General features: G+C 35.2%; 25 protein-coding genes. 10 read left to right on the forward strand and 15 right to left on the reverse strand.

Annotated features, from left to right (window positions below; translation table 11 throughout):
* Positions 1 to 99: 99 nt before the first annotated feature.
* Positions 100 to 1,056 carry a helix-turn-helix domain-containing protein gene (locus CRV04_RS07540; protein WP_128996226.1) on the forward strand — a complete coding sequence of 319 codons (957 nt, stop codon included), beginning with the start codon at positions 100 to 102 and terminating at the stop codon, positions 1,054 to 1,056.
* On the opposite strand, the gene CRV04_RS07545 is transcribed toward CRV04_RS07540, so the two are convergent.
* From CRV04_RS07545 to CRV04_RS07585, 9 genes are all read right to left on the reverse strand, one after another.
* Positions 1,053 to 2,219, reverse strand: a complete 1,167-nt coding sequence (locus tag CRV04_RS07545) for a tetratricopeptide repeat protein (protein WP_128996227.1) — start codon at positions 2,217 to 2,219, stop codon at positions 1,053 to 1,055. The genes CRV04_RS07540 and CRV04_RS07545 overlap by 4 nt on opposite strands.
* Positions 2,216 to 2,851 (reverse strand): energy transducer TonB, encoded by a 636-nt coding sequence (locus CRV04_RS07550; RefSeq protein ID WP_128996228.1) that lies wholly within the window; start codon positions 2,849 to 2,851, stop codon positions 2,216 to 2,218. The genes CRV04_RS07545 and CRV04_RS07550 overlap by 4 nt, the downstream gene beginning before the upstream one ends.
* Positions 2,852 to 2,853: 2 nt before the next feature.
* The gene (locus CRV04_RS07555) at positions 2,854 to 3,258 is read right to left on the reverse strand and encodes an ExbD/TolR family protein (protein WP_128996229.1); all 405 of its coding nucleotides are present in this window, start codon (positions 3,256 to 3,258) and stop codon (positions 2,854 to 2,856) included.
* Positions 3,259 to 3,777 carry a MotA/TolQ/ExbB proton channel family protein gene (locus CRV04_RS07560; protein ID WP_128996230.1) on the reverse strand — a complete coding sequence of 173 codons (519 nt, stop codon included), beginning with the start codon at positions 3,775 to 3,777 and terminating at the stop codon, positions 3,259 to 3,261.
* Positions 3,770 to 5,092, reverse strand: coding sequence for a MotA/TolQ/ExbB proton channel family protein (locus tag CRV04_RS07565; protein ID WP_128996231.1), 1,323 nt, complete (start codon positions 5,090 to 5,092; stop codon positions 3,770 to 3,772). Before CRV04_RS07565 ends, CRV04_RS07560 begins: the two co-directional genes overlap by 8 nt.
* Positions 5,092 to 5,832 carry a DUF3450 domain-containing protein gene (locus tag CRV04_RS07570; RefSeq protein WP_128996232.1) on the reverse strand — a complete coding sequence of 247 codons (741 nt, stop codon included), beginning with the start codon at positions 5,830 to 5,832 and terminating at the stop codon, positions 5,092 to 5,094. Before CRV04_RS07570 ends, CRV04_RS07565 begins: the two co-directional genes overlap by 1 nt.
* A 98-nt stretch (positions 5,833 to 5,930) precedes the next feature.
* On the reverse strand, positions 5,931 to 6,215 hold the full coding sequence (locus CRV04_RS07575; RefSeq protein WP_128996233.1) for a DUF1330 domain-containing protein: 285 nt from the start codon (positions 6,213 to 6,215) through the stop codon (positions 5,931 to 5,933).
* Between the two features lie 2 nt (positions 6,216 to 6,217).
* The gene (locus CRV04_RS07580) at positions 6,218 to 6,979 is read right to left on the reverse strand and encodes an ATP-binding protein (RefSeq protein ID WP_128996322.1); all 762 of its coding nucleotides are present in this window, start codon (positions 6,977 to 6,979) and stop codon (positions 6,218 to 6,220) included.
* Between the two features lie 4 nt (positions 6,980 to 6,983).
* Positions 6,984 to 7,811 (reverse strand): hypothetical protein, encoded by an 828-nt coding sequence (locus CRV04_RS07585; protein WP_128996234.1) that lies wholly within the window; start codon positions 7,809 to 7,811, stop codon positions 6,984 to 6,986.
* Between the two features lie 106 nt (positions 7,812 to 7,917).
* Here CRV04_RS07585 and CRV04_RS07590 point away from each other — a divergent pair, with 106 nt between their 5' ends.
* The 3 genes from CRV04_RS07590 to CRV04_RS07600 are packed head-to-tail and all read left to right on the forward strand — an operon-like array spanning position 7,918 to position 9,966.
* On the forward strand, positions 7,918 to 8,658 hold the full coding sequence (locus CRV04_RS07590; RefSeq protein WP_128996235.1) for a putative 4-mercaptohistidine N1-methyltransferase: 741 nt from the start codon (positions 7,918 to 7,920) through the stop codon (positions 8,656 to 8,658).
* A gap of 50 nt (positions 8,659 to 8,708) precedes the next feature.
* Positions 8,709 to 9,494 carry a threonine/serine exporter family protein gene (locus CRV04_RS07595; RefSeq protein ID WP_128996236.1) on the forward strand — a complete coding sequence of 262 codons (786 nt, stop codon included), beginning with the start codon at positions 8,709 to 8,711 and terminating at the stop codon, positions 9,492 to 9,494.
* 1 nt (position 9,495) lies between these two features.
* Entirely contained in the window at positions 9,496 to 9,966 is a 471-nt protein-coding gene (locus tag CRV04_RS07600) for a threonine/serine exporter family protein (RefSeq protein WP_128996237.1), read from the forward strand.
* 155 nt (positions 9,967 to 10,121) lie between these two features.
* On the opposite strand, the gene CRV04_RS07605 is transcribed toward CRV04_RS07600, so the two are convergent.
* Positions 10,122 to 10,757 carry an SDR family oxidoreductase gene (locus CRV04_RS07605; RefSeq protein WP_128996238.1) on the reverse strand — a complete coding sequence of 212 codons (636 nt, stop codon included), beginning with the start codon at positions 10,755 to 10,757 and terminating at the stop codon, positions 10,122 to 10,124.
* Positions 10,754 to 11,374, reverse strand: a complete 621-nt coding sequence (locus tag CRV04_RS07610; protein ID WP_128996239.1) for a DedA family protein — start codon at positions 11,372 to 11,374, stop codon at positions 10,754 to 10,756. Before CRV04_RS07610 ends, CRV04_RS07605 begins: the two co-directional genes overlap by 4 nt.
* A gap of 267 nt (positions 11,375 to 11,641) precedes the next feature.
* Here CRV04_RS07610 and CRV04_RS07615 point away from each other — a divergent pair, with 267 nt between their 5' ends.
* Positions 11,642 to 11,860, forward strand: coding sequence for a cold-shock protein (locus CRV04_RS07615; protein WP_128996240.1), 219 nt, complete (start codon positions 11,642 to 11,644; stop codon positions 11,858 to 11,860).
* Positions 11,861 to 12,035: 175 nt separating this feature from the next.
* Positions 12,036 to 12,185, forward strand: a complete 150-nt coding sequence (locus tag CRV04_RS12875; RefSeq protein ID WP_164969135.1) for a hypothetical protein — start codon at positions 12,036 to 12,038, stop codon at positions 12,183 to 12,185.
* A gap of 10 nt (positions 12,186 to 12,195) precedes the next feature.
* On the opposite strand, the gene CRV04_RS07620 is transcribed toward CRV04_RS12875, so the two are convergent.
* The 4 genes from CRV04_RS07620 to trmD are packed head-to-tail and all read right to left on the reverse strand — an operon-like array spanning position 12,196 to position 15,116.
* Positions 12,196 to 13,443, reverse strand: coding sequence for an SPL family radical SAM protein (locus CRV04_RS07620; protein WP_128996241.1), 1,248 nt, complete (start codon positions 13,441 to 13,443; stop codon positions 12,196 to 12,198).
* Positions 13,440 to 13,970, reverse strand: a complete 531-nt coding sequence (locus CRV04_RS07625) for a nucleoside phosphorylase-I family protein (protein WP_128996242.1) — start codon at positions 13,968 to 13,970, stop codon at positions 13,440 to 13,442. The genes CRV04_RS07620 and CRV04_RS07625 overlap by 4 nt, the downstream gene beginning before the upstream one ends.
* A 43-nt stretch (positions 13,971 to 14,013) precedes the next feature.
* Complete coding sequence (rplS, locus tag CRV04_RS07630; protein WP_128996243.1) at positions 14,014 to 14,370, reverse strand: 50S ribosomal protein L19; 357 nt, start codon at positions 14,368 to 14,370, stop codon at positions 14,014 to 14,016.
* Positions 14,371 to 14,426: 56 nt separating this feature from the next.
* Entirely contained in the window at positions 14,427 to 15,116 is a 690-nt protein-coding gene (gene trmD / locus CRV04_RS07635) for a tRNA (guanosine(37)-N1)-methyltransferase TrmD (protein ID WP_128996244.1), read from the reverse strand.
* Between the two features lie 105 nt (positions 15,117 to 15,221).
* Here trmD and CRV04_RS07640 point away from each other — a divergent pair, with 105 nt between their 5' ends.
* From CRV04_RS07640 to CRV04_RS07655, 4 genes are all read left to right on the forward strand, one after another.
* On the forward strand, positions 15,222 to 15,566 hold the full coding sequence (locus CRV04_RS07640) for a hypothetical protein (RefSeq protein ID WP_128996245.1): 345 nt from the start codon (positions 15,222 to 15,224) through the stop codon (positions 15,564 to 15,566).
* A gap of 43 nt (positions 15,567 to 15,609) precedes the next feature.
* Positions 15,610 to 17,886 carry a 5-methyltetrahydropteroyltriglutamate--homocysteine S-methyltransferase gene (gene metE, locus CRV04_RS07645; RefSeq protein ID WP_128996246.1) on the forward strand — a complete coding sequence of 759 codons (2,277 nt, stop codon included), beginning with the start codon at positions 15,610 to 15,612 and terminating at the stop codon, positions 17,884 to 17,886.
* Between the two features lie 77 nt (positions 17,887 to 17,963).
* Positions 17,964 to 19,169: a threonine ammonia-lyase gene (gene ilvA / locus CRV04_RS07650; protein WP_128996247.1), complete on the forward strand. Its 1,206-nt coding sequence runs from the start codon at positions 17,964 to 17,966 to the stop codon at positions 19,167 to 19,169.
* A gap of 67 nt (positions 19,170 to 19,236) precedes the next feature.
* Positions 19,237 to 19,926 carry a F0F1 ATP synthase subunit A gene (locus tag CRV04_RS07655; RefSeq protein ID WP_128996248.1) on the forward strand — a complete coding sequence of 230 codons (690 nt, stop codon included), beginning with the start codon at positions 19,237 to 19,239 and terminating at the stop codon, positions 19,924 to 19,926.
* Positions 19,927 to 20,041: the final 115 nt, after the last annotated feature.

The following is a 20,041-nucleotide window of genomic DNA, read 5'->3' on the forward strand; positions in this document are numbered from 1 at the left end:
AATAAAATTTTAATCGAATTCGCATTATAATGATATTAATTATCAAATTCAAGGATTAATTTCCTATTTAAGAATTATTTTTTAATAATAAGGGATAAAATGTCTTACAACCTGACACAAGAAGACATGAGTGAGTTTATGCATTCAGCCTCTGCTGAACGTGATTATATAATCAATCTTCCACACGATATTGGAAGCATTGTATCTGAAAAAAAAATTGTGACTGAAGATATCCTTTTTTTTAAATCAAATGTACAAACACAAAAAAATGTTGTCATGCAATCCCATCAAAAAATGAATGGGTTATATATCGGTATTTTACTTGATGGGGAAGTGACATATAAAGACAATCTTTTAGACCACAGTATCACATTACACAAAAATGAAGTGAAAATCTCTTATATCAATGAGTTTGATATGACCACAACATTGGGAAAAACCTCTTGTGGTATTGGATTATTTATTAAAAATGATTTCTTGGAAAAAAACTTTAAAGAGATTTTAGATCTGAGTAATTATGACAATAAACATTTTTCAAGCACCACATTAAAATACAGTGCATCCAACAGTGTCATTTTGGCCAAAGAACTTTTTCAATCGCCTTTTAAGGGGGGATTGCATAATCTTTATATTCAAAGTAAGATTTTAGATATTATTTACAGTGAATTTAAAGAACTTTCGTGTTACCTAAAAGATACACCATCCAACCACATCAAACTCACACAAGAGGATATTGCGGCGTTGCATAAAGCAAAAGAGATTATTCTCAACAGCAAAGAGTTTCCCGATATTCTGACTCTGTCTAAAAAAGTAGCACTCAATGAATTTAAACTGAAATATGGATTTAAAAAACTCTTTCACACAACACCTGGCAACATGATTTTACATCAAAAAATGCTTTATGCAAAAAAACTGCTTCAAAATTCGGAACTCTCAATCAATGAGATTTCAAACTTTGTTGGTTATAAACATCAACAAAGTTTTACCACAGCTTTTGTTCGTTACTTTAAAGTACGCCCCAAAGATGTGATGAAAGAGCGAAGATACTACTATTAACTGAGTTGTTTTAAAATATTTTGAGCCCGCTGTTTATGATGAGGATTGTTGATCACTTTTTTCAAATTTGCAATGCACTCATCCCTTTTTTGTAACTCATAAAAACTGAGTGCTTTTAAAATGTAACGTTCCCCTTCAATTTTACTGTTCTTTTTCGTTTTCATATTTTCAAGCACCGCAATACTCTTTTGATAGTTTTGATGTTGATAATATAAGTTGGCCAAAATCATTTGATATTTACTTTGTTGTGCAAAATTAGAATTCTCCAGTTTTTTGATAGCCAATTCTGTTTGTTTTGAGTGAATATAACTTGAAACCAAAAGTTCAAAAATCTTTTTATCCTCTTTAATGTACCCTTTTGCTATCGCTTCATTCAAAAGTTCACTTGCTTTAAAATAGACCTCATTTTGCAATAAAATATTGATAAAATAAAGTACATTCTCTTTTTTAGTTAAAAGACTCTTTTTATACGCCAACTCTAAAGTCGAAAGTGATTTCTTCAACTCATTGGTCTCTTGATACAAGGAAGCCAACTGCACCCAATAAATCTCGTTTTCACTGAAAAGTTTAACCATTATTTTCATGGTAGTAATGGCATTGGGCAAATCTTTAAGTTCGACATACGACGAATATAAAATTTTATACCATGACTCTTTGACCTCTTTTTTCAAAGGAAAATAGAGCTTTGAGTAGTGAACGGCTTGCGTATAATTCTTATTATAATAGTGCGCTAAAATAAAGCTTTCATAGAGTTCTTTTTTATCGATTTTAGAATCATGTTGAATCGATTTGAGCAGTTTCAAACTTTTCTTATACTTTTCAGTCGATAAATAGACTTTAGCCAAAGAGAGTTTTACTCGATTCAAACTCTCTTTTTCAAGCGCATTTAATGCCAAAATCTCTTCAAAGATAGACTCCACTTTTTTATAGTTGTTATCAAATATATAGATACTTGAAAGTGATTGTAAAATATATGAACGCTCATATTTGTTCTCACCTTTTTCTTTGAGCATTTCAGAAAGTATCTTCTTTGATTGAGCGTATTCATTTTTTGCCATCAACTCTTGTACTTGCATGAGTTGTTTATAGGTCCCTTGCGACATTGTACCTCGTGCAAGTAACAGTGAGCTTCCTAACAGTAAAATTAAAACCAGTCTTTTCATTGTGCCAACCTAAAATTAAATGTGATTGTTGCCTCTTTGAAGCTACCAGGAGCATCCCCTTTTGTAGGTTTAAAGCGCCATCGTTTCATGGCACTGACTGCTGAGTCTTCAAATACCCCTTTGGGATCAGATGCTGCGACTTTAATATCTGAAACAAATCCTTGTGCATCGATTTTAAATATCAGTTGTACAAAACCCTCTTGTTTACGTATCTTAGCCATTCGTGGATAACGTGGATTGGAACGACTCAATGCCGTAAGCATATTGGCATCAATAAGAGATGAACCAATATCTAATTGTGCACCTTTTAAAGAGGTGATATTGGATAAATCCAAGTTATTGGCAATGGCCAATGGTTGTACTTTGACATTTTTATTCAAGTTTTGATTCAACTCTTTTTTAAAATCAAGTTTCTTTGGCTCCACTTTCTCTATAGGCTTTTTGGGTTGAATACGTGTTTTTTTCTCAATATCGGTCTCTTTTTTATCCCGTAAATAGTTCAACTCAATGGGAGCTTGCTTTTTTTGCTCTAATTGTGCATCTGAAGAGATCATCTGTTGCATCAACGCAAAAATTGCAATCGATATTGCTACTGAACCGCCTAAAGCAATCGCCAAACGTCTGTTTATCATCTTCAATTCTTTAATGTAGAGACTGAAATATTTGTAATACCGGCCATTCTGATTTGATCCATAACCTTCACCAAAGTTCCTGTACGCGCATCTTTATCCGATTGTACTACCACACTATTGTTCATGTTACTTGCTTTGAGTCGCTCAATATTTGATCGAACTGCTCGAATATCCACCATACGTTTATCAATCCAAATTTCATCATTGTTTTTGATTGCAATTAAAATATTGGCTTCTGCTTTTTGCTCACTTGTTTTCGCACTGGGTCTGTTGACACTCACCCCTGCTTCTTTCACAAAAGAGGTTGTAACAATAAAGAAAATCAACATGATAAAAACAACATCCAGCATGGGAGTTAAATTGATTTCTGTCTCTTCTTTTGCTTGTTTATGTGAAAATCTTCTCATCTATAAAACCTTTGAAATCTCTAAATAGAGCCTGTCTGTATTGTATTTAATCGATAATTCCAGTTTCTTTTCAAACAGAATACCGCTTAGGGCTACAACCATCCCTGCCATAGTAGGTATTGTTGCCATCGACACCCCATTGGCCATTGATTTAACATTGCTTGCACCGCTGATTGCCATGACATCAAATACCTCAATCATCCCTGTAACCGTACCTAAAAGGCCTACCAAAGGGCAGACGATAATCAGTGTCTTAATAAAACTCAATCCCGTTTTAAGTTTAAGGTTTGACTCTTCTATCAAGTATTTTTTAATCTCCTCTTTAAAACGAGCATTATAAGAGTTGTTTTGTATCTCATCCATCATATTTTTACGATACTGTTTGTATTCAAAACTGATGTACATGTATCGTTCAATCAGCAATGCCCATAAGCAAAGTGCGATAAAAAAGACCACGTAGAGCACAGCTCCACCACGATCAAAAAATGAGAAGAAGTTATCTAAATATATATCAATCATTTTGTTTTAAGTTTTTTGCGAGCATCCCAATGCTTTGTTCTTCTAAAATAGAGACCATCTCTTCTGATTTTGATGCAATATAGGTATATGCAAACAGCAGTGGAATAGCCGTTACCAGCCCCAATACTGTTGTAATCAATGCCGTTGAAATACCACCTGCCATAAGTTTGGGATCACCCGTACCAAAAAGTGTAATGGCTTGGAACGTTGCAATCATCCCTGTAACTGTCCCTAGTAATCCTAAAAGAGGTGTAACAGCTGCAAGTAACTTGACAAAACTTTGACCCTTTTTAATGTGATTAGTCTCTTTTAAAATGGCTTCACCAATTTTAATCTCCAAATCTGTAATAGAGTCTTTAAGATTGTTATAAAACACCGATGCAATTTTTCCCAATGGATTATCCACAGAATATTTTGTAACGTCTTTGAGCTGTTTTTTAATCGCTTTATCTAAGATATTAAGCATCACCATTTTATATCCTGCAAACGCTATTCCTAATCCACCCAGTAAAAGAATGATATAACCAATGATTCCACCTTGATTGATTCTGTCCATAATGGTTGGATTATTCCCTAACATTTCAAACAACGTTCCTCGTGTTGGGTCCACTAAAACATTTAAGACCTCATCACTGCTTTGCTCAAAATCTTCTGCACCCCCTTGAAACGATGAAGCGGGTTGTGTTGAAAGCTCAACTAAAGCATCAATGTCACTTGAGTATTGTAAAAAGTTTCCATCACTGAATGCTGCAAACTGTCCTACTCTTGTTACCGTTTGTTCTACTTTCTCTCCTGATTGCATCACCACTTGGGCAGGGTATTGTGATACCTTACCACTTTGTACAATTTCATCAAGCATGGTGTGCCAAAAGAGTGTCAACTCTTCAATGGTCGGTAATTTTTTAGAGTCAGAGAACTTATCAAAAATAGCCTCTTTTTGAGGAAACTGCGACGCAGTAAAGGCTCTTTTATAGTTAGTTAGAAAATCAGAAGATGTTTGTCTTACACTTCCAAACATTTCACCTAAGTCGCCCACTTTTACTGCTAATTCCGCCTCTTTTTTTGCCAATATCTTTTCATTTTTTTCAATGACAACTTTTAGTTCTTTGGTGATTTGATTTTCTCTTTTAAGTGCCTCTTTGGTTTGAATTAAGAGTTGTTTCTGTTTTTGTTTGTTATCAATAAACTCTTGAAGACGTTTGCTCTCTTGAACAATCTCTTGTTTGGAACTGGCTTCTACACTGCCTAAAAGGGTCTCTAAATTCAAAGCAAAGAGTGAGTAAACACTCAATAATAATCCTACTACTAACTTCATTATTTACTTTCCTTCTTTGCTAAAAAAGGCAGTTCAAGGAAGTCAACGTTTTGCTCTTTTTTTGCAATTTTAATTGCTTTTCTGATATTGGATTTTGCTGTGCTATCATCTATTTCAACCCACTGTTGTAACTCTTTATTCCAGTATCCATATTGTGTTAAGTCCAAACTTTGGAAATATAAAGCCGTTCTTCCAAGACGTAAAATCGTATAGGTTTTATCATCAATTTTGTCTTGGTAACTCTCAATTGAGTTGGCATAGTCATACTCAATTTTAAACGCCTCTAAAATGATTCGGTACTTCTCTGCTGTTTTAATATCGGCTTGTGTTAAAGCATCTTCAAGTCGTTGTACCCGAGCCATTCTCTCTTCAAGTAAAAATGGCATGTCCATCTTCACTAAGTTTTTCAAACTCTCAACCATTTGCAACATGAGTGGGAAAATATTTTTTTGCGTTTTCTCTATTTGTACGAGTTGTTCATCAATGTTGATCATCTCATCTTTTTGCGATTGAATGATCCCTCTTAATTGATTGTTGTAAATTCGACTGTTTTTAAGTTCTGCATTGGTGTATTTGTATTCACCTAAAAGTACTTCACGCTCTTCATCTACGTTATTTATTTGTGCTTGATACTCTTTCAGTTTTTTATTTGTTTGCTCGATTACTTGCATGGATTGGTCTATGGGATTCGCCAAAATCAGACTTTGCAAGCAAAGAAACAGTATGAGTACTGCTTTCATCTTCTTCCTTTAATATGATAGTAATTCTCAAAATTGTTACTAAAAACAACTTAAAGTTTGTTTATTAAAAGAAGAAACAAGTACAAATTAGTATGATTTTAGCTGGTGTAGATACTCAAAGAGACCGATGCAGCCTCCTTTCTTAAAGGTATGAGTTGTTGATACACATTTGAAGAATGCCACAATTTTGCAGCTTGCAGCGAAGGAAATTGAAGGATGACAATATGTTCATACTCTGTAGCTTGTTCAAGTGTGGACTCTTTTGAACCTCTTAAAAGTATACTGGCATCATACCCTTCTAGGCTTTTAGGAACACTGGCTTTATAACGTTCCCACTTTTGTTCATCTTTGATGATGATTTGTCCCACTACAAAGACCGCCATGTTTACTCCTTATTACTGAAATAGTTAAAGAACTGTTTCGCCGTACGTCCACTTTTACTGGCTCGTTGTTGAGCAAATTGCAGTGCTTCATGATGCAGGTGTTCCATGTCCCCTTTATACTCTTTAAAGTAGCTGTCCACCATATTTAAATACTCTTGTTGTGTACCATGATAAAAAGAGAGCCACAGACCGAATCGGTCGCTTAATGAAATCTTCTCTTCTACAGAGTCACTGTAGTGTATCTCACCGTTTCGTCCCACTTTTGTACCTTCATTATCTCGATTATACTCTGTTATGATATGCCGTCTGTTTGATGTGGCATAAATTTTAATGTTCTCTGGACTTTTTTCAATCGAACCTTCTAAGATACGTTTTAAACCTTTGTACCCTTTTTCTCCCTCTTCAAATGATAAATCATCGCAAAAGATGATGAACTTATAAGGCTCATGTCGAATCATATCGGCAATTTCAATGAGCTCATCTAAGTCCTCTCTGTCTATTTCAATGACTCGAAGCCCTTCATCTTTATATGCATTTAAAAGTGCTTTAATCAATGAAGATTTACCTGTTCCTCGCGCACCCCAAAGCAGTACATTATTTGCAGGTAATCCATCAACAAATCGTTTGGTATTTTGTATCAATGCACTCTTTTGTCTCTCTATTCCTATTAAATCATCAAAACCGATGTCATCAAAATGTTTTACGGGCTTTAAATAATCTTTTTTTGCTCTGTAAATCGCCGCATAAGTATTTTTCCAATCTATCACGTTACGCCTTTCCTATATTAAAAATTGATTTTACTAAATGATACAACACAAATAAAAACAGCAGTGGTAAAAAAATGGTTTGAAAAATAAAAACAATGATTAAATCAATCACATATTCACTCGCATTATTCACGGCATCTTTATACGCATCCACTTTTTTAGAGTAAAAACTCGTATCAAATGTTTGTGCCACTTTATTAAAAAAGGAGCTCTCCTCTTTTTGAGTAATCGTCTCTTGATTCACGCGACTCACCTCATCGGTTACGCCTTCAATTTTACCATTGAGTTGCTCGATATTATACTCTGGTTTGACAAAATTCTCATACGCCACATAGTTGACATAACCAATTAATGGTACGGCAAATCGTAAAAACAGAATCACCACCGTGACTTTAAAAAAGAGTGTTCGAAGCCTCTCATCTTTTGCAAAACGCACAAAAAGCCAAATATTAAGTATGACTAAACTCACCCCTAAAATCAGATTATACATCGTACTTGTAGCAAACGAAAGCAGTATTTTTTGAATTCCAAGAGATGCCATACTGGCAAGCATCACTAAAGCAAACTGCTCCACCAAGTCATTGATTGGGTCAAGTACTTCTCCAATGGCCACGGTTACAAAAGGCAAGTCAAGTTCTGTTCCTTGCGCCAAAGAGATCACAGCATTCAATGCTTTTGCACTTCCAAAAACAACCACCGCTTGTGTGAAAGATTCATCAATGAGTGCTTTGCCTTTAATATCAATGGCAAAAGTAAATGCTAAAATAATTGCCAATGATGAAATGGTCACAATTAAAAGTCTGTTCCAATGCTGTTTTATAAATTCCATATCGCCTCATTGCCGTTTTTTTACATTATATCAAAAATTATGTATTAATTCTTGTACTTTAGTATATCACAAGGCAGACAACTGTAAGGTATAAAAAAGGAGCGACATGGCAAATACAAATATCTATGAAACATCCCATCTTATCTCTCAATATTGTGAATTTCACTATGGAGAAGATTATTTCGATGTCTCCAACTACCCTAAAAAAACCATTGATACACTTCTTCCTTTTGTAAAACAAAAAACAAAAGCTTTAGACTTAGGTTGTTCTGTTGGACGAAGCAGTTTTGAGTTGGCTCAATATTTTCAACATGTTGATGCAGTGGATTACTCTCACAATTTTATTGAAGTTGCACAACAACTGCAAGCGGGAGAACAAGTAGAATACAATATGACGATTGAGGGTGAAATCTATGAGAAAAAAGAGATTGACTTAACTGCGTTTGATTTTTTTACATCCAAAAACAGAGTCTCGTTTTCACAAGGAGATGCTTCAAATTTAAACTCCAAATTAACGCACTACGACCTCATCTTTTGCAGTAATTTAATTGACAGATTAAGTGAACCCAAGAAATTTTTAGATGACATCCAAAGCAGACTCAATCCCAATGGACTTTTAGTATTGTGTTCTCCTTATACATGGTTACATGACCACACTCACAAAAATGAGTGGTTTGGCGGTTATATGAGTGAGGGCAAACCTCAATACACCTTTGATCGCTTAAAACATGAGTTGAGTGATTTTGAACTGCTGCATACTCAAGATATTGAGTTTGTCATACGAGAAACCAAACGTAAATTTCAACACACTATTTCCGAAATGTCTATTTTTCAAAAAAAGAGTTGAGTATCTCATATTGTCATACTTTTATCCCGTAAATTGGGTAAAATATCCATATGAAAACAGAGAACCCAAATATCGCTTACGACGAACAGAGTAAAATCACACGTGCCATTATTCGAGCAGCCACTTTGATGCTTGAATTTGGTGCAGAGAGTCGATTGGTTGAACAAACTGCACAACGTATGGGAACGGCTCTTGGAGTCCGTTCTGTAGAGATTTCATTGATACCTTCAGCCATTGTGTTAACCACACTTACAAGCAATCAATCCGTTACAACCACAAGACGAGCGCACCATAAACCCATCAATATGTCTATTGTGTATGATGTACAAAAAATTTGTATTGATTTAGAGAAAAATCCTTACAGTGTGGAAACGGTGATTCAACAACTCAAAGATATTCAACCCAACTATTATAACCGTTGGTTGATTGTCTTAATGGTAGGATTAGCGTGTGCTTCGTTTGCTTATTTAAGAGGAGCTGATTGGGTCGCCTTTGGTATTACACTCTTGGCTTCAAGTGTGGGAATGTTTATTCGACAAGAGTTGGCCAAACGTCAGTTTATCTTGATTATCACCTTTGGAATTACCGCCTTTTTTGTCACACTCATTGCCAGTTTGTCCTACATCAATAATATCAGTGCTACACCAAATATTGCACTCTCCTCCAGTGTCTTACTTTTAGTACCAGGGTTTCCTTTTGTAAACTCTTTTTTAGATGCCATGAAAGGCTATTTAAGTATGGGTTGGGGACGATGGATGCAAGCATCCCTTTTAACACTTGCAACAAGTATGGGTATTATCTTTGCCATGTCCATTTTAAACATAAAAGGGTGGTAAGATGAATCCAATTTTAACAAACTTTTTACTCGATGCTGTTTTCTCTGCCATTCCTGCAGTGGGTTTTGCGATGCTCTTTAATGTACCTAAAAGTGCCTTGAAATTTTGTGCTTTAGGTGGAGCGATTACTTATAGCTTACGAACGCTCTTTTTAGATGCAGGAATTTCTATTGAGATTTCTACTTTTTTAGCCTCATTGATTTTAGGAATCATTGGAGTGTATTGGTCCAGAAAGTATATTGTGCCGCGACCTATTTACACCGTTGCATCAATTATTCCGCTTATTCCAGGAACTTTTGCATTTAATGCCATGATTTCATTAGTGGACATGAACTCACATGGGGTGACCCCTGAGCTTATTGCAATGTTTATAGAGAATGGTTTGAAATCGATTTCAATTTTAAGTGCAATCAGTTTTGGACTTGCTCTGCCATCGCTTTATTATATCAGATATAATCGACCCATCATCTAAAAAATGGATGATAACAACTCACTTTTTTTATAAATAGTCGTTAAAAAGAGAGTATGTGTATGATTAAATTTTGAGTTTCAACGCCAAGAAAAGTAGGAGAAAACTTGTGCTAAATGCACAAGGAAATTTCACGCGTTAAAAAGATGGCTTTTAAACTACTTTTTAATAATTTCAAGACGCTGCGGTCTGACTGTCAACTCTGTGATGACACCATTAAACTGCAACACATCCAAGACTGCTTTGGCAATATCTTCTGCGAGTAAATGTGTGTTCTCTTTCGAACTTGGTTCAAACTGCAACTCATCAAAAAAGTTGGTTTTGGTTAAATCAGGATTGATACTGGTTACTTTCACATCGGCACGCCGTAACTCTTCAAAAAGACTCAAAGAGAAGTTTCGAAGCCCGCTTTTAGTTGCAGTATAAAGGGCTGAAAATTTCGAGTGACGTGTTGCTTCAACCGAAGCAATGTTGATAATATGCCCTTTTGTTTTCTTTAAACTTCGTAAACACAAATTGGACAGTATCAAGGGAGCGGTTAAATTCACATCAATAAGCTCTTTTATTTTTGCCACACTGATCTCTTCATGCGGAGCAAAAACACCCACACCTGCACAATTAACCAACACATCCAAATCATGATCTTTTAAAAGCGTCTTGACTTCTTCTTCGAGATTACAACTTTGCTGTAAACGGCATTGCAGTTTTAATATTTCATACCCATTTTTTTCCAATGTTTCACAAATGGCTTTACCAATACCCGAAGAGTACCCAGTGACAAGTGCTTTTTTCATCGTTTCTTCTTTATAAAAATAGATTTCTTCATTTTTATTCTAATATAAAACAGTATAAAAACAGCCAGAAGAATTAAAATAGAGATGATAATAACTCGTAAATACTCAGAAATAAGCGCTTGATTGTGCCCAATAAAATACCCTAAAAGTGCTAGAATCAAGACCCAAATACCTGCACCCAAACTCGTGTAGATGGAAAACTTTAAAAGATTCATCTTGGCTAAGCCTGCTGGAAGTGAGATGTACTGTCGTACAGCGGGGATTAACCTTCCACTGAACGTTGAAATATGTCCGTGTTTATTAAAAAAGTTCTCCATTTTTTGCATGGTCTCTTCTTTAACTAAAATATATTTTCCATATCGACTTAAAAAGGCTCGTCCAAACTTCAACGCCAACAAATAGTTAAACACTGCCCCTGCCAGACTGCCTGAAATTCCTGCAAAAATTGCTAAAAAAAGGTTCATCTCTCCTTGATACGCCAAATACCCTGCTGGTATCATCACCACTTCTGAAGGGAAGGGGAAAAACGAGCTCTCTAAAAACATCATAATAAAAATTCCCCAGTAACCTAAGTCTCCTACTGTATTTACAATAAAATCAACTATTTCGTGTAACATCTATGCCTTACTTATATTTTTTATGTGAATTCTATCATAGAGTGTGTAAATTTATCATCTACACTTCTATTTTCATTCAATCTCATCATATTAAACAAAGATATATCAAAAAGCTTGCTATTTCTTTTCTATTCAGATACAATGAATCACTTAAGGAAAATTAGAACTTTTTCTTTGTTGGCTTTTTATTAAAACTTACCTCTTAATACATAACTTTCAAAATCAAAAGAACAATTTACACTTAACAATATAATACAAGGATATTCTATGTCAAATAGATATAATGGAACTGTAAAATGGTTCAACAATGAAAAAGGTTTTGGATTTATTCAATTAGAAGATAACAGCAAAGATTTATTTGTTCATCATACGGAAATCACAAATTCTAATTATGGAAGAGCTTCATTAAATGATGGTCAAAGAGTATCATTTAATATTGGTGTTAATCAAAAAGGGGAACATGCAACCAGTGTAGAAGCACTGTAATTGCTCCTTCTTTTTTCACTGCCTTTAAAGTGTTGATGTGAAAAATACTCACACAACACTTTTATAATACCCTTACAGCTTATAAAAAATACTCTATGAGAAATATCTTCTCATAATATCAATACAAAATATGAATTTATCATTGCTTGTCACACATAAAATATAAAGGAGAAACATGTTTATTTTAACAATGGAATACAAATACAAAGTCTTTCAAAGATTACTACATACCAATGAAAGTTTTGATACTATTTGTTCAAAATCAGGTTTGAGTATCATTCAAGCAACACAATTTTTAAAAATCAATCATACAACGGACGTTTAAACACATGAGTTTAAACCGTTGATGTAATCTTCTTCATGTATGCCATTTTCATAAGCTCTTCCATTTGATTATTCGAAAGGTACTCATAACCAAATACCTCTTTCCATAATGATTCATCTTCCATACATAAATAAAAATAGACCTCTTTATGCCAAGGAGTAAAGCACTCGTACGCATGTTTAAACATCTCTTTTTTTGTTGCTAATGAATAGGACTGTTTTCCGTTGGCATTACTAAAAGGCATTTGCAAAATCTTACTTTTAAAGTTTCGTGTACGTATTTTTTGAATCACAGGTTTTATAAACGTCAATGTCCCAAAAGAGACCAACACAACTTTTCGTGCATCAAATCGTTTGATGAGTTCTTTATAAACAGACTCATACTCTTCTAAATAGTGTTCATACTCAACAATGGGGTGAAAATGAAAACCGATTAATACCCCTTTTTCACTCAATTTTTGAGCTGCATGTAAACGTTCTTCTAAAGATGCCGTTAAATGCTCTTCATTTTGAATGATAGTGGGCGTATTTAAAGACCATGTACAGATGATATTTTTGGGTACGTCATTTTCTAGAAAGTAGTTGATGTTATTGGATTTGGTTTTAAACTCCAAAATCACATTGGGGTATTTTCGTGCAAACGCAAAAAGTGCATCCAAAATCCCCTCTTTGTTCCCCCACATGAGTGAGTCTGAACTCTGCCCTGTTCCGATATGATAAATCTCGTTGGGATCCAACTCTAAATTTTTGAGATTCTCTTTAAAGTTTTCATCAAAGCCAATTCTATTTTGATTATAAAAAGATTGAATAGAACAGTACGAACAATCAAATCCACATGACTGCACGGCATCTAAAGTAAGCAGGTTACAACATCGAGTATTAGGGCTTGCTACAGGGCAACTGCCTAAAGCCGTTTTATGGCTTTTAAACGTTTCAAAACTGAATTTTCGCACATCTTGTTTGTATAAATCAGAGGTAAAATTTTTATAACTGTTCGGTTGTGCCTTTAAATCCTCCCAAACAGTTCGTATGTGGTTAAAAGCCTCTTTTTTGCTTCTATATTCAGTTTCAAACAGTTCACTGATATCTTGTTCATGCCAAAGTCGAAAATCAATTGCAAAATCAATGAGCTGTTTGAGTTCTTGAAAAGAGAAGTGGTATTCTAACGCTTTGTTTTTTAAAAAGCTTTGTGTTGCTTGAGGCAAGTGCTTAAAGTTGGTTTTTTCAATATGGTCTAAAAATGTCTCTGAATAACTCACTTGATATACCCTTGAATGGTTTGTACATGTTTTTGAATGAGTTCAATGACAAAACTCTTTTTAGGTATGCTTGTATTGCAATAATCAGAGACCACTTTAAAGACCATGCACTGCTCTTTGGGCAAGTGTTTGCTTGCGACCTTTAAAAAATGTTCACACTCCATATCTACCAAGAGTGTTTCCAACGCTTCTTTATTATCCAAGGGCTGTTCAACCGTTGTAATATCTCCTTCATGACTCTTCTTCAAATCATGCGTGGTACAAAAAAGAGTGCCTATTTCGTACGATTCATCGCGACATCCTGCAATGCCTACATTAATCGCTCGTTCAAACGTGTAACTTTGAAATATATCAGTTAATGCTTCTAGAGTATTTGCTTTCCCCATGCCTGAAATGACTAAAAGCGTTTCATCATTTTCATAGATTTTAGGAAAGAAACTGTTTTGTTGAAGTTTAAGGGTTTGTATAAGTGGACGCGCTTCACTTGGAAGGGCTGTGTGTATGAGAGTTTTAAGTGGTTTTGACATTGAAGTCAATGCTTCAAGGCAAAAAAGCCTTGAATTAAAAAACTTATTTTCTAAGCTCTTTAATTTTAGCTTTCTTACCAGTTAATCCTCTTAGGTAGTGAAGTTTCGCTCTTCTTACTCTACCTCTTCTTAATACTGCAATCTCTTTTAAAGATTCAGAGTATAATGGGAAGATTCTTTCAACACCAACGTTGTTTGCACCGATTTTTCTGATAGTAAAAGTAGCACCCGTACCTTCACCATGTCGAGCGATAACAACACCTTCGAATCCTTGAACTCTTGTTTTGTTACCTTCTTTAATCTCAACACCAAGTCTTAACGTATCACCAGCTTTAAATTCTGGGATTTGTTTTTCTGCAATTTGCGCTGCTTCAAAGCTTGCAATGTATCTGTTTTTCATTGTGTTTACCTTTGGTGAAAGTGCCCGCATTTGCAACTTGCGGGGTATCACACTTTTTATTTTGTTTTTTTGTTTGTAACTAAACCTGGTCTAAAATATTTTGTCTTGCAAATAGCCAGATTATTTTTTAGGTCGGCAATTTTACTATGATTACCCTTTAAGAATTCTTTAACCACACTTAATTCTTGAAAATTTTCAGGTTTTGTAAATGATGGTGCTTCCAAAAGATTGTTTTCATAACTCTCCATAACCAAAGAGTCGGCATTGCCAAGTACCCCATCCACATTTCGTGAAATGGCATCGGCCATCACCAATGAAGCCAACTCTCCTCCTGTTAAAATAAATTCACCTATAGAGAAAACTTCATTGGCATATTTTTCAATCACACGTTCATCAATACCCTCATATCGACCACTGACAAATACAATGTTCTTTTTCTTTGCCAATCGTTTGGCGTCATTTTGCTTAAAAGGTTTAGCAGCTGCCAAAGGAAAGATGATATAAGCATTTTCATTTTCTCTTTTGATTTTATTCAAACAATCAAAGAGTGGCTGGGGTGTCATCAGCATGCCTGCTCCTCCACCAATCATGGGGGCATCCACTTTCAAATGTTTATTTTCACTGTAGTCTCTGGGATTATAAAATTCATATCCAACAAAACCTGCATCAACGGCACGTTTTAAGATAGAGTCATGAAAATAGAACTCAATTAAATTGGGGAAAAGTGTCACAAATGTAAATTTCAACATGAACCTTACTCGTTTTTTGAAATAGTAACATATTTAATTTTATTTAATATTAAGTTAAGTCATTTTAACTTAAACTTGCAGAAATTTAACCAAAGGTTTTCTGTGAAGTCTTTAAATGGATTTAAAAAGCTCTATTTTTCACTTGCTTCCATTCAAGCACACAGTTGTGCACAGAAACTTCATAATAAAACCATTCTGTTTAAACTTCTGCTGACCAATGTCATGAAAAGTTCAAGCGAAGAAGATACAGAAGATGACCCACCTACACTCACAGAGATACTTCTTTGTAGTTATATTAATACAACGAAACCATGTCACTGCGACTGCTTATTTAAACGTAAAACACGTTTAGCCATATCTTTGTTTAAATTCATACCTCGATGCCCTTTTTACTGCACTTTTTTTGCATTTAGGCGTACAGGGACCCACCCTCCTTTATCCTTTTAATACTCATACTATTTATATAAAATTACACAAACAAGGATAAAACATGTCAAACAAAAGTTATGTTGTTGGTTTTCCGCGAATTGGAGAACAACGAGAATTAAAAAAAGTTTTGGAGAAATATTGGTCAAAAGAGTGCTCTTTTGAAGAGGTCAATGAGTGTGCAAAAGAGTTGCGTAAGCGACATTGGAACTATCAAAAAAATGCAGAAATAGGCCATATCAGTTGTAATGATTTCTCTTTATATGACAATATGCTCGATACTGCCATCATGCTCAATGCTGTACCAAAACGTTTTCAACACTTATCCAACCAAGAGCAATATTTTGCAATGGCCAGAGGAAATAAAGAGTATGTGGCAATGCAAATGACCAAATGGTTTAATACCAACTATCACTATATCGTACCTGAATTAAGTCTTGATGATGAATATAGACTCAATGCTTCAAAAATCATCAATGAATACCAAGAAGCAAAGGCATTAGGTATCAACCCAAAAATCAATATCATTGGACCATTGACTTTTCTTGGACTCTCCAAAAGAATTGATAATGAAGACAGATTTGAACTCTTTGGAAAGATTCTTGCTGTTTATAAAGAGCTATTGACAACACTTTCCAAACTCGATTCAAACATCATTGTTCAAATAGATGAACCTTTTTTAGTAAAAGACAACAGTTCTGCTGTTTTGAGTTTAATCAAACCCGCTTATGATGCGTTGTGCAGTGTTGCATCAAATCTTAAACTCATTGTTACCACCTATTTTGAACACTCAAATGAAGCCACTAAAATTTTAGTCAATACTCCTATTTATGGATTAGGCTTAGACTTTTTATATGGAGAAAAAAACTTAGATGTTCTGCAAATCATTGCTTTAAGTGGTAAAAAACTGATTGCTGGTGTTATTGACGGTCGCAATATTTGGAAATGTGATTTAGAGAAGAGTCATGTACTTTTAGAGTGTATTGCTAATAGCGTCCCTAAAGAGAACATTATAGTGTCTACTTCATGCTCACTGCTGCATACACCGTTTACATTAAAATATGAAAAAACCATGAAGGCAGAAATCAAAAATTGGCTTGCTTATGCCGTTGAAAAGCTTGATGAAGTGGCACTGCTAAATGACTACTTTCATGAAGGTTACACCCATTTAAGCTCGGAACAAAAAGAGGCATTTCAAAACAACCAAAAAGCAAATGAGTTGAGAAAAAGTTCTCCTTTAATCCATGATAAAAATGTTCAAAACCGTTTAACTTCATTTACAAAAACAAAACGAGACGGTGAGTTTAAAGAGCGTATTGTCCTGCAAAAAAAGAGACTTCAATACAACGATTTAGCTACCACAACCATTGGTTCATTTCCTCAAACTCCAGAAGTACGTCAAGCTCGACGCGATTTTAAGAACAAATTAATTTCACAAGAGACTTACGAACAGAAAATGAAAACCTACATTGATGATTGCGTGGCATTTCAAGAGGAGTGTGGACTTGACGTACTTGTCCATGGAGAACCCGAAAGAAATGACATGGTTGAATATTTTGGAGAGCAACTCAATGGTTTTGGCTTTTCTCAAAACGGATGGGTTCAAAGTTATGGAAGCAGATGTGTAAAACCTCCCTTTATTTATGGCGATGTCAGCCGTCCAAAAGCGATGACCGTTGAATGGATTACGTATGCCCAACAACAAACCAACAAGATTATGAAAGGGATGTTAACAGGTCCAGTAACCATTCTCAATTGGTCATTTGTACGAAATGACTTACCTCGTGAACAAGTCTCTCAACAAATTGCTGTTGCTTTAAGTGATGAAGTGGATGATTTACAACAAGCAGGGATTCAAATCATTCAAGTCGATGAAGCGGCATTTAAAGAGGGTTACCCTTTACGCAAAGCCAATATTAAAACCTATGAACAGTGGGCTGTGCGAGACTTCAAAATCAGCGTCAGCAGTGCAAAAAAAGAGACTCAGATCCATACACACATGTGTTACAGTCAATTCAATGATATTATCCAAACCATTGAAGCAATGGATGCAGATGTGATTTCAATAGAGACTGCACGAAGCGGCAATGAGTTACTGAAAATATTTAAAAAAGTGGGCTATAAACAAGAAGTGGGACCAGGTGTTTATGATATTCACTCGCCACGTATTCCAAGCGTCGATGAAATTGTAACTCAAATTGATGCACTGTTAGAAGTTTTACCCAAAGAACAACTGTGGATCAACCCCGATTGCGGACTTAAAACTAGAAAATGGGAAGAGGTAAAACCCAGTTTACAAAATATGGTTAAAGCCGTCGAAATCATAAGAAAGAGAGGATAATTCAATAAAAATAGTTTTTATTCATCGTGATAAAAACTATTTTTAGATAAGATACAAAAAAAATGAAAAAGAACACCATGATCACACTAAACGAAATAAAACAAGCAAAAACAAGACTTGATGAAGTCATTCAAGCCACTCCATTGACCTTTGCACCCAATTTAAGCAAAGAAGTGGGGGCTCAAATTTTTTTAAAAAAAGAGAATCTGCAACTTACTGGAAGTTTTAAACTGCGAGGAGCATTTAACAAAGTGGCTTCGTTAACACAAGAGCAAAGAGATGCCGGTGTGGTTGCTGCAAGTGCAGGAAACCACGCGCAAGGGTTGGCTTTTTCAGCACAATATTTTGGGTGCGAAGCCACTATTTTTATGCCTGAAGCAACCCCTTTAACAAAAGTGCGTGGCGTACAGATGTACAATGCCAATGTTGTACTCAAAGGTGAAAACTACGATGAAGCATACGCTGCAGCCATGTCGTACACCAAAGAGAACAATAAAGTTTTTGTTCACCCTTTTGCAGACAATGATGTCATAGCAGGTCAAGGCACCATTGCACTTGATATTTTAAATGAAATGAATGACTTTGATGTATTGGTGGTGCCTATTGGTGGCGGAGGTTTAATCTCTGGAACAGCCATTGCAGCTAAAGCAATGAACCCAAAAATTAAGATTGTAGGAGTGGTTGCAAGTGGCGCTCGAGCTATGAGAGAGTCGTATGAAGCTAAAAAAGCAATTGACTCAATGGCCGTTAAAACGATTGCAGATGGAATTGCTGTTCGTGATGTAACACCAAAGATGCTCAACTATGTTTTAGAGTATGTGGATCAAATTGTAGAAGTAGGCGATAATGAGATTGCCAATGCGATTTTATTTCTACTTGAACGTCAAAAGCTGGTCGTAGAAGGAGCTGGTGCTGTCTCAGTTGCAGCTATTATGCATAAAAAGTTTGATTTTAAAGATAAAAAAGTAGTGGCCATATTAAGTGGAGGGAACATTGATGTTACGATGTTATCACTTATCATTGAAAAAGGTTTGGTCAAATCAAATCGAAAAATGAACTTGATTGTGACACTCATAGATAAACCCGGATCATTGAAACACTTAACGGAAATTTTCCAAGCATGTGATGCAAATATTGTTCAAATAGATTATGACCGAAACTCAGTGAAACTCGATTTTGGAGAGGCGAATGTGACCATTGCCCTTGAAACCAAGGGAGAAGAGCACCAATGTAACATAAGGGAACAACTCAGCCAAAATGGCTATAAATTCAAAGAAATATAAGCAAAGTTATTATACCATTTCGAACTGAACACGAAAAAAACTTAGATAAAAAAGTTAAAGGAAGAGAATGGAAGGTAGATTATTTACGTTCTTGGGTGCTATTGGTGGGCACGGACAAGAATGGATTATCTTATCGCACTTTATATTAGTCTGTGCGATAATTTTTTTAATTGCACGTGCTGCTACACGAAAAATGCAGTTGGTGCCAACTGGGTCACAAAACGTAATGGAAGCATTCGTTGGTGGTATTGTAGCTATGGGTGCAGATACAATGGGTGAGCAAAATGCTCGAAGATATTTACCATTAATCGGTACATTGGCATTGGTAATTTTTGTAAGTAACATGATTGGAGTTATTCCAGGATTTGAAGCACCTACAAGTAACATTAATTTTACTCTGTCATTAGCGTTAATCGTATTTATTTACTATAACTATGTGGGTATTAAACTGAATGGTTTTTTCAATTACTTTAAACACTTCATGGGACCTATGCCTGTTTTAGCTCCTTTAATGTTTCCAATTGAGATTATTTCACACTTATCAAGAATCGTATCTTTATCTTTCCGGCTTTTCGGATCAATTAGAGGGGATGATATGTTCTTAATGGTACTTTTAATGTTAGTACCTTGGTTATTACCATTACCTGGTTTCTTCTTATTAACAGCGTTTGGTTTCTTACAAGCGTTTATTTTCTCTATCTTAACATACGTATATATTGCAGGTTCTGTTATGATGGCTGAAGAGGATCATCACTAAAGAGACTAACGTCTCTTTTGATGAGCCGAATAAGCACCACTAAAAACGTAAATGACTTTACGTTTTTTAGTGCGAACAGCACTAAGAGACAAATAGGGAGTAGAAGAGTTTCTCT

This window comes from Candidatus Marinarcus aquaticus, assembly GCF_004116335.1.
Taxonomy (GTDB): domain Bacteria; phylum Campylobacterota; class Campylobacteria; order Campylobacterales; family Arcobacteraceae; genus Marinarcus; species Marinarcus aquaticus.

Coding starts and splice junctions, on each gene's coding strand:
- CRV04_RS07585 (WP_128996234.1), bottom strand. CDS start 7,811: ATGGAATTTATAAAACAGCATTGGAACAGACTTTTAATTGTGACCATT.
- CRV04_RS07615 (WP_128996240.1), top strand. CDS start 11,642: ATGTCAAATAGATATAATGGAACTGTAAAATGGTTCAACAATGAAAAA.
- CRV04_RS07540 (WP_128996226.1), top strand. CDS start 100: ATGTCTTACAACCTGACACAAGAAGACATGAGTGAGTTTATGCATTCA.
- CRV04_RS07605 (WP_128996238.1), bottom strand. CDS start 10,757: ATGAAAAAAGCACTTGTCACTGGGTACTCTTCGGGTATTGGTAAAGCC.
- metE (WP_128996246.1), top strand. CDS start 15,610: ATGTCAAACAAAAGTTATGTTGTTGGTTTTCCGCGAATTGGAGAACAA.
- rplS (WP_128996243.1), bottom strand. CDS start 14,370: ATGAAAAACAGATACATTGCAAGCTTTGAAGCAGCGCAAATTGCAGAA.
- CRV04_RS07610 (WP_128996239.1), bottom strand. CDS start 11,374: ATGTTACACGAAATAGTTGATTTTATTGTAAATACAGTAGGAGACTTA.
- CRV04_RS07655 (WP_128996248.1), top strand. CDS start 19,237: ATGGAAGGTAGATTATTTACGTTCTTGGGTGCTATTGGTGGGCACGGA.
- CRV04_RS07575 (WP_128996233.1), bottom strand. CDS start 6,215: ATGGCGGTCTTTGTAGTGGGACAAATCATCATCAAAGATGAACAAAAG.
- CRV04_RS07550 (WP_128996228.1), bottom strand. CDS start 2,851: ATGATAAACAGACGTTTGGCGATTGCTTTAGGCGGTTCAGTAGCAATA.
- CRV04_RS07560 (WP_128996230.1), bottom strand. CDS start 3,777: ATGATTGATATATATTTAGATAACTTCTTCTCATTTTTTGATCGTGGT.
- CRV04_RS07555 (WP_128996229.1), bottom strand. CDS start 3,258: ATGAGAAGATTTTCACATAAACAAGCAAAAGAAGAGACAGAAATCAAT.
- CRV04_RS07625 (WP_128996242.1), bottom strand. CDS start 13,970: ATGTCAAAACCACTTAAAACTCTCATACACACAGCCCTTCCAAGTGAA.
- CRV04_RS07565 (WP_128996231.1), bottom strand. CDS start 5,092: ATGAAGTTAGTAGTAGGATTATTATTGAGTGTTTACTCACTCTTTGCT.
- CRV04_RS07595 (WP_128996236.1), top strand. CDS start 8,709: ATGAAAACAGAGAACCCAAATATCGCTTACGACGAACAGAGTAAAATC.
- CRV04_RS07590 (WP_128996235.1), top strand. CDS start 7,918: ATGGCAAATACAAATATCTATGAAACATCCCATCTTATCTCTCAATAT.
- CRV04_RS07570 (WP_128996232.1), bottom strand. CDS start 5,832: ATGAAAGCAGTACTCATACTGTTTCTTTGCTTGCAAAGTCTGATTTTG.
- CRV04_RS07600 (WP_128996237.1), top strand. CDS start 9,496: ATGAATCCAATTTTAACAAACTTTTTACTCGATGCTGTTTTCTCTGCC.
- CRV04_RS12875 (WP_164969135.1), top strand. CDS start 12,036: ATGTTTATTTTAACAATGGAATACAAATACAAAGTCTTTCAAAGATTA.
- CRV04_RS07545 (WP_128996227.1), bottom strand. CDS start 2,219: ATGAAAAGACTGGTTTTAATTTTACTGTTAGGAAGCTCACTGTTACTT.
- ilvA (WP_128996247.1), top strand. CDS start 17,964: ATGATCACACTAAACGAAATAAAACAAGCAAAAACAAGACTTGATGAA.